Annotated in this window: 6 protein-coding genes; 4 read left to right on the top strand and 2 right to left on the bottom strand. The window is 35.5% G+C overall.

The genetic code is table 11. The features are described 5' to 3' along the window. Positions 1-36 precede the first annotated feature (36 nt). Entirely contained in the window at positions 37-1,974 is a 1,938-nt protein-coding gene (locus tag L323_RS24940; RefSeq protein WP_020814372.1) for a glycoside hydrolase family 9 protein, read from the top strand. Positions 1,975-2,034: 60 nt separating this feature from the next. On the opposite strand, the gene L323_RS24945 is transcribed toward L323_RS24940, so the two are convergent. Then, positions 2,035-2,241: a DUF1657 domain-containing protein gene (locus tag L323_RS24945; protein WP_020814373.1), complete on the bottom strand. Its 207-nt coding sequence runs from the start codon at positions 2,239-2,241 to the stop codon at positions 2,035-2,037. Positions 2,242-2,386: 145 nt separating this feature from the next. Between L323_RS24945 and L323_RS24950 the strand changes: the two genes are divergently transcribed. From L323_RS24950 to L323_RS24965, 3 genes are all read left to right on the top strand, one after another. Beyond that, a complete protein-coding gene (locus tag L323_RS24950; protein WP_020814374.1) occupies positions 2,387-3,631 on the top strand; it encodes a hypothetical protein in 1,245 nt (414 codons plus the stop codon). 518 nt (positions 3,632-4,149) lie between these two features. Next, positions 4,150-5,007 carry a YitT family protein gene (locus L323_RS24960; protein WP_020814376.1) on the top strand — a complete coding sequence of 286 codons (858 nt, stop codon included), beginning with the start codon at positions 4,150-4,152 and terminating at the stop codon, positions 5,005-5,007. Between the two features lie 72 nt (positions 5,008-5,079). Beyond that, the gene (locus tag L323_RS24965) at positions 5,080-6,069 is read left to right on the top strand and encodes a CBASS cGAMP-activated phospholipase (protein ID WP_020814377.1); all 990 of its coding nucleotides are present in this window, start codon (positions 5,080-5,082) and stop codon (positions 6,067-6,069) included. A gap of 45 nt (positions 6,070-6,114) precedes the next feature. On the opposite strand, the gene L323_RS24970 is transcribed toward L323_RS24965, so the two are convergent. Beyond that, complete coding sequence (locus L323_RS24970) at positions 6,115-7,458, bottom strand: copper amine oxidase N-terminal domain-containing protein (RefSeq protein ID WP_020814378.1); 1,344 nt, start codon at positions 7,456-7,458, stop codon at positions 6,115-6,117. Between the last annotated feature and the right edge of the window lie 473 nt (positions 7,459-7,931).

Genomic DNA, 7,931 nt, shown 5'->3' on the forward strand with positions numbered 1-7,931 from the left:
TAACAACAGTATAAAACAATTTAGGAGGTAGGTTAAATGAGTTTAAAAAGTTATGAAAGAAGGCGTAAAATAAAAGCAGGAATTTCATGCTTTGTCATAAGTGGAATTCTTGCAACTTCCGGGGGTATTATTCCTGGAAATTTCAATCAAAATGTGTCTGCGGCAAGTACATCTCCCGGAGATTATCAGCAGGATTCCCGCATACGTCTCAACTCTATAGGTTATCTTCCCGAAGCCGAGAAAAAAGCAACAATTGCAGCCGTATCCAGTGATTTTATTATAGTAAATTCAAGCGGAACTGCAGTTCTCTCGGGTAAAACTACTACAGTTAATGATTCTGATACCAATGAACAGGTTAGTATTGCTGATTTTTCACAGGTAAGGTCGGAAGGAAGCTACACCTTGCTTGTGCCGGGAATAGGAAAGAGTGTAACCTTTAAAATCGATCCGAATATTTACTTAAATCCCTTTAAAACAACAATGCTTGGAATGTATCTGTGGCGCTGCGGAACGTCAGTTTCCGCAACATATAACGGCAAGGTTTTCTCTCATGAGGCTTGTCATACCAAAGACGCATATACAGACTATATTAATGGACAGCATAACATAAAAGATGGCGGAAAAGGCTGGCACGATGCCGGGGATTATAATAAATATGTTGTTAATGCCGGCATTACAGTAGGTTCCATGTTTTTTGCTTGGGAGCAGTTTAAAGATCAGATACAAGATATTTCCTTGACAATGCCTGAGAGTAACAATTCAATGCCAGATTATTTGGATGAACTCAAATATGAAACGGATTGGCTTTTAACCATGCAATATCCCGATGGAAGCGGGAAGGTAAGCCATAAGCTTTCTACAAAAGACTTTGGTGGATTTGTGCTACCTGAAAAAGAAACTGCCGACAGGTTTTTCACTCCATGGGGAAGTGCTGCAACAGCAGACTTTGTGGCTATGCTGGCAATGGCTTCAAGGGCTTTCCGCCCTTATGATGCAGCATATGCCGACAAATGTATTGCTGCTGCAAAAGTTAGCTATGCTTGTTTAAAAGCGAATCCGGGAAATACAAAGCCTAATCTGAACGGCTTTAGTACAGGTGATTATGATACCACAGATACCGACGACAGACTTTGGGCGGCTGCGGAAATGTGGGAAACGCTTGGTGACAGCAGTTATCTGGCAGATTTCGAAGCCAGTGCAAACAGCTTTACAAAGAAAATTGACGTTGATTTTGATTGGGGAAATGTAAATAATCTTGGAATGTTTACATACCTGTTATCTGAAAAGAGCGGAAAAAACACTTCACTGTATAATACAATTAAGAGTGCATTGATTTCAGCAGCAGACAGTATCGTTACTACTGCTGACGGTCACGGCTATGGAAGGCCATTGGGAGCTACCTATTACTGGGGCTGCAATGGTACCGTGGCACGCCAGACCATGATTCTTAATATTGCAAATAAATTATCACCAAAGTCTGAGTATATTAATACATCTCTTGATGCATTGAACTTCCTGTTTGGCAGAAACTATTACGATCGTTCCTTTGTTACAGGGCTGGGACTAAACCCTCCAATGTACCCTCATGACAGACGTTCAGGTGGCGATTCCCTGACAGATCCCTGGCCCGGATATTTAGTGGGTGGAGGTTGGCCAGGAGCCAAAGATTGGAAGGATGAACAGGAAAGTTATCAGACCAATGAGATTGCGATTAATTGGAATGGTGCATTGATTTATGCTCTGGCTGCATCACTTGACATATCTGATACTCCTGATGCACTATTCGGAGATATAAATATGGATGCAAAAGTTGATGCTATTGATTATGCTCTGCTAAAACAGTATATATTAGGTTTGAATAATTTATCCGTAGATGCATTGAGATCTGCTGACGTAAACCATGATAATACAGTAGATGCATTAGATTTATCAATTTTAAAACAGTATTTGTTAGGCAAGATTACAAACTTATAAATCGAAAAACTCCTTTTTACGGTTGATAATTCAGCTATAAAAAGGAGTTTTTTGCTTAAATTACTGCTGCTGATTTAATTCATTACTCTGGCTTATATAATTCAATCTGCTATTTAAATATTGAAGATGCTTTTCAAGGTCGCCGCTCATCTCATCATACATCTGTTTTGCAGATTGGTCCTGAGTAGACTGAGCCATTACCTTATAAGTTCCTTTTGCTGATTCGCAAGCAGCAACTGCTTTCTGTAAATCGCTTTGTACAGTCATTATTATCACCTCGCCTTCGACAAATTATATTTTAACCATGAATCCATTTAGAATTCGGAAATTAAGTAAACAAATAATGGATATGTGGAATTAAAAATAATTTCTTAGGAATTATATAAATGTATGAAATACCAAAGGAGTTACTATGATTGGAAAAAATTCCAGACGCCAGGTAGCACATATAAGTGTACTTGGTACAACGCAGCTTCATTTAAGAAATCCATATATAATAGCCTGGTGGTCAGTGGCATTCCCGGGCACGGGTCATTTACTGCTATCAAAATACCTTCGAGGGTTCCTGCTGTTTATATTGGAGATTACAGTAAACCTAAAAGCTCATATCAATACAGCTATATTTTACTCATTTACAGGAAGGTTTGAGTTAGCAAAGGGTATTTTAGATAAAAGATGGTTAATTCTTTACTGCTCATTATATATATTTGCAGTTTGGGACAGTTACCGTACTACTGTTGATATCAATAACAATTATATTCTTGCAGCAAGAGAAGATTCTCAAATTAGTAGCTTCAAACTCGGCTGTTTGGAATTCAATTATCTGGATAAAAGGTCACCGATAGTTTCGGCAATATGGTCCCTGCTTATGCCCGGCACGGGTCAGCTTTACATTCACCGTATTGTTATGGCAGCATTTTTAATTACTTGGTGGATAGCCATTATATATTTATCAAATATACTTCCGGCTATACATTATACTTTTACGGGAGATTTTGAGAAGGTAAAGCCGGCAATTGATCCTCATTGGGCTTTAAATATCTCATCAGTTTACCTGTACTCAATGTATGACGCGTATACAAACACTGTAGAAAATAATAAGCTGTTTGATTGGGAGCAATCAAAGTTTGTACAAAGAGAATATCAGAGTAATAATTTTAATATGCCTAGTAAAAAAAGGTGTTTCAGGGGTGACATTATGCACATTATTGCTACATTTGAACATTCTATATATCTGGAAAAAGCAATTACGGAAATTGAAATGCGTGGAGTTCCAAAAGAAGACATACTTGCAGTACCAATGGATAAAAGGGACGAAAAGAGAAAGGTGTTTGATTCTTTGCACGAGTCAGACGGACTTAGTTTGATTGACTTGGGTGCCATACTGGGCACCATATTTATGCTCATGGGTACAATTTATGGATTTTTACTCAAATGGGGTCCAATAATTTGGGGGTTGATAGGTCTGGTAGCAGGTTTTATATCAGGCCTTATAATAAAGTTGGTTATTACTAAAAAATATACAAATAGACCTGAAGGTAAAAAATCTACAGAAGTTGTTCTAATCATCAAATGCGGGGAAGACAAGTCCGACATGGTGAAAAATGTATTTTGGAGTAACCATGCTCTTGGCATAAGTAAAATTAAATTTGAATAAGTTTAAGAGTAAAGTTTTAATAATTTAAAAATAATTTAAAAATTATATAGAATAATTATGATATAATAATAAAGGTTTCAATATATGAAAATAAAATTAGAAACAAATGAAAGGATAATTATTTGGTGAAAAAGGGAGCCGGGAGAACTGCTTTAATTATACTAATTATAAGTTTCATATTACAAATAATTCCTAATGTTATTTACATAAATAAAAAATTTCCGTTCCATTCTCATAATCAATTATTACCTAAAAACCTTTATATCTCTAATCATATAATTAATAAAAGGCATGAGAATTATTCAAATCCAAAAAATTCACTTAGGGTCAGTAACTTAAATAATAATATTATAATGTTTTCTGACTATTCGATTACAAAACCCTTACAAAATGACAAGCCATTTGACCATAGAAAAAGCATAAGGCAGACAATTCCCAATTTTTTTCACGGGAGTAACAATAAACATCCTTATATACAGAGTTAACATAATATAAAAATCAACTATAGGGGTGAGTCAATGACAAGAAAAAATCATATTAAAAGAGAAATAGTAAGATATATATTTCTATTTATCGGGTCAGTTTTAGCAGCAACAGGATTGGAAATATTCCTGATACCAAATAACATCATAGACGGTGGTATTGTAGGTATATCAATAATTACAAGTTATCTAACCAAACTGCCGGTCAGTCTATTTATAATTGTATTAAATATTCCATTTCTGTTTCTGGGATATAAACAGATAGGAAAAACTTTTGTTCTTTCATCATTATTCTCAGTTGTATCATTTTCCTTCTGGGTGCAAGTATTCCATCCGATACCTGTGCTTACAAGTGATATTTTACTTGCTTCGGTTTTCGGAGGTATAGTTCTGGGAATTGGAGTAGGTATAATAATACGGTATGGTGGTTCTCTTGACGGTACAGAAATGGTGGCAATAATTATTAATAAACGTACATCCTTTTCCGTAGGTGAAATGGTTATGTTTTTTAATGTGTTTATTTTAAGCAGTGCCGGTCTTGTATTTGGTTGGAACCATGCAATGTATTCTCTTATTGCCTACTTCATTGCTTATAAAGTCATTGATATTATAATAGAAGGGCTTGATGAAACAAAAGCAGCGATTATTATATCCGAAAGTGGTGAAGAAATTGCTAAAGCAATTACAGCCCGGCTTGGAAGAGGAGTTACATTTCTTGATGGAAAAGGCGGTTTTTCAAAAAATGAAAAAACAATACTGTACTCAGTTGTAACAAGGCTGGAGGTTTCAAAGCTTAAATCAATTATATATGATAAAGATGAAAATGCTTTTGTTACTATAAACGATGTGTCTGAAGTAATGGGAGGAAAGCACAAGAAACGGGCAATTCATTAAAATAACAGGTATCGACTGAAAAGTAATATAATGGTAAAATGAATTATTAACAAATAAAGGGGTTGTTTTACCATGAGAACCATTAAGGTGCTTTCAATCGATGGGGGCGGCATAAGGGGAATAATACCTGCCATGATTCTTGCCAAGGTTGAGGAAATGACTGCTAAGCCAATTTGCGAGATGTTTGACTTAATTGCAGGAACCTCAACAGGGGGAATACTGTCACTTATGCTAACAGTACCATCAAAGGAGAATAACGGTAAGCCTGCTTACACAGCAAATGACCTTATCAAGCTATATACTGAAAATGGCAAGAAGATATTCTCCAGTAGTATTTTTCATAAAATTATTTCTATGGATGGTATATCAGAAGAAAAATATCCTGCTACTGGAATAGAGTCTGTTTTAAAGGAATACTTTGGTGATGTAAAACTCTCTGAAGCTTTGACAGATATAATTGTTCCTTCATATGAACTGAGTCTGAGGGCTCCGTACTTCTTTAAAAGTGTACATGCAAAGGATGTAAGTAAGGTAAATAAGGATTTTTACATGTGGCAGGTAGCAAGAGCTACATCCGCGGCACCTACATACTTTGAGCCATATAAGCTTGAAATCGGCCAAAAGGATGGTGCAGATTATTATACCTTGATTGACGGTGGCGTTTTTGCCAACAATCCGGGCATGTGTGCTTATGCAGAGACGAGAGTACTTTATAAGGATACGCCGGATATACTAATGCTTTCACTTGGAACCGGGGAACTTAACCGCTGTATTCCGTACGATGAAGCAAAGGACTGGGGCCTTATGAAATGGGCAAAGCCAATTCTGAGTACAGTATTTAGCGGGGTGAGTGAAACGGTTGATTTCCAACTCAGCCAGATATTAACTGATGACAGGTACTACAGAATGCAGGCCAGTCTTGCACAGCTTGGGAGCGATGCGATGGATGATGCCAGTGAGGAAAATATACATGAACTGAAACTCCTTAGTATTAACTTAATTGAAGAATGGCTTAAAAATGGAAAATTGGAAAAATTGTGTAAACAGCTTACTGAATACTAAGGCAAAAAAAGTACGGTTCACTACAATTATAGAGAGCCGTACTTTTTAATGGTTAATCTTTTTAAAGCCTTTTGATTGTAAAGTGGCTTCTAAAGCCTTTCTGTCAAATACAATTTTATTTAGTGATACGCTGTTACCGTCAAATTCAATAGTTTTTATATACTGAAATTGTATACCGGCTGATGACTGATATATTTTTTCTGATTCAAAAGATGAAGAAGGGGAGTTATCAACAGTATATTTTAATCCGGTAATGCGTTGAGTCAATTCAATAGTTTTACCATTCCACCACGTAGTAATATTGTATTCATCACTTAAATCATCTTCACTTATCCACTGCTCTCTGAATTTTGAATAATTATCATTAGAATCTTGTTTGCCTTGATTATTACTATCATTTGGTTTCTCGTTAGAACTATCTAACGGTCCTTCTGTGTATTCTGTAATCCCATCAAGGTCTATCGGCTCAGTTTCGGGTGGTTCACCAATTATCTTAATTTCGTCAGTATTAAAAGTATTTGTAATGCCTCTTTCCTTATCAATGAATTTTTCTACAATTTTGGATGCATCCTGGGACACACTCTGATAAAATAACCAGTCGTAATAAACCTTTCCAAAGGTCTTGGACAGCCAATCTAAAGAATAACTGCCGTCATTTACCAAACTGCTTAATCTTGAGGTACCAGAAAAGAAATTATATATATCAGCTCTTTTGTTTTTAAAAGTTTTACCGTTATACTTCCATGTAATAATCTGATTAAGATTTGCTTTATCTACAGTTACTGTTTCAAAAGATACAATTTGTCCTTTTGAGCTATCCTTAAAATAGATTAAGAATTTAGATTCATAGGGATACCCCTTCAACTGACGGTATCCCTTATATTTACTCGTACCATTGACACTATATAAATTATTAATATCTACAGGTGTACCATTATAGCTCAAATGAATATCACTTGAAAGTTCTGATTTTCCAATGAGAATACGGGAATTTAAGGAGTCCCACTTTACGCTAATCCCCAAGGCTTGCGGTATAAATTTATAAGGAATCATCACAACATTTTTAGCCATTAACGGCGCTATATCAAGAGTCTTGGGTTTACCGTTTACATATGCCTTTTTGCTGCTTACAGTAACGGAAATATTAGACTTATTGTTTTTTACAGTAGCCTTTTTCAATTTATTATCCCAAGAGTATTTAAGTCCGAGAGCGTCCGAAATATTTTTTAAGGGAACTAAAATGTTACTGCTTTTAGAGATAGGCTGAACGGGTAAAGTCAGTAAATCTTCATAAACATAGACCTTAATATATGTAGTGGCAATAACATTCAGATTAAGTACAAAAGTAAGTGTAAAACAAACAACAATGAAAGACATAAACTTCTTCATATAAATTTCTCCGTTTCAATAGATATAAACTGTACGATATACAAATTATAGAATAATTACCTGCTAATTACAAGTTTTGACAAGCATATATTCTAAATCAAAATCGGAGTAGATGCATTTAGGTGTGACAAATAGCATACTAATGAATAATATAGAATAAAGTGGGTAAATTAAATTCAAGGCTTATCTTGGACAAAGTTGTGTGTTGATAAGGAAGTATGGCGGTGATATACTAACCAAGCTGTCTCAAACGGCACCTCAGTTTAATTTCAACAAGGTATTATTATTTACCTCAAATTGGATTGAAATTGAGTGTTGACACAAAAGTAATGGCGTGTTAACATAACTAAGCTGTCTCTGATGGCAACACTTTAACAAGTTTGCGGTAATAATAAATTACCAAAAACTGAAAGTAAAAAAGTGTTGACACAAAGGCAACACCGTGGTAACATGATTAAGCTGATTGCGGCAAG

Origin of the sequence: Ruminiclostridium papyrosolvens C7, from assembly GCF_000421965.1 — a bacterium.
Classification (GTDB): domain Bacteria; phylum Bacillota; class Clostridia; order Acetivibrionales; family DSM-1351; genus Ruminiclostridium; species Ruminiclostridium papyrosolvens_A.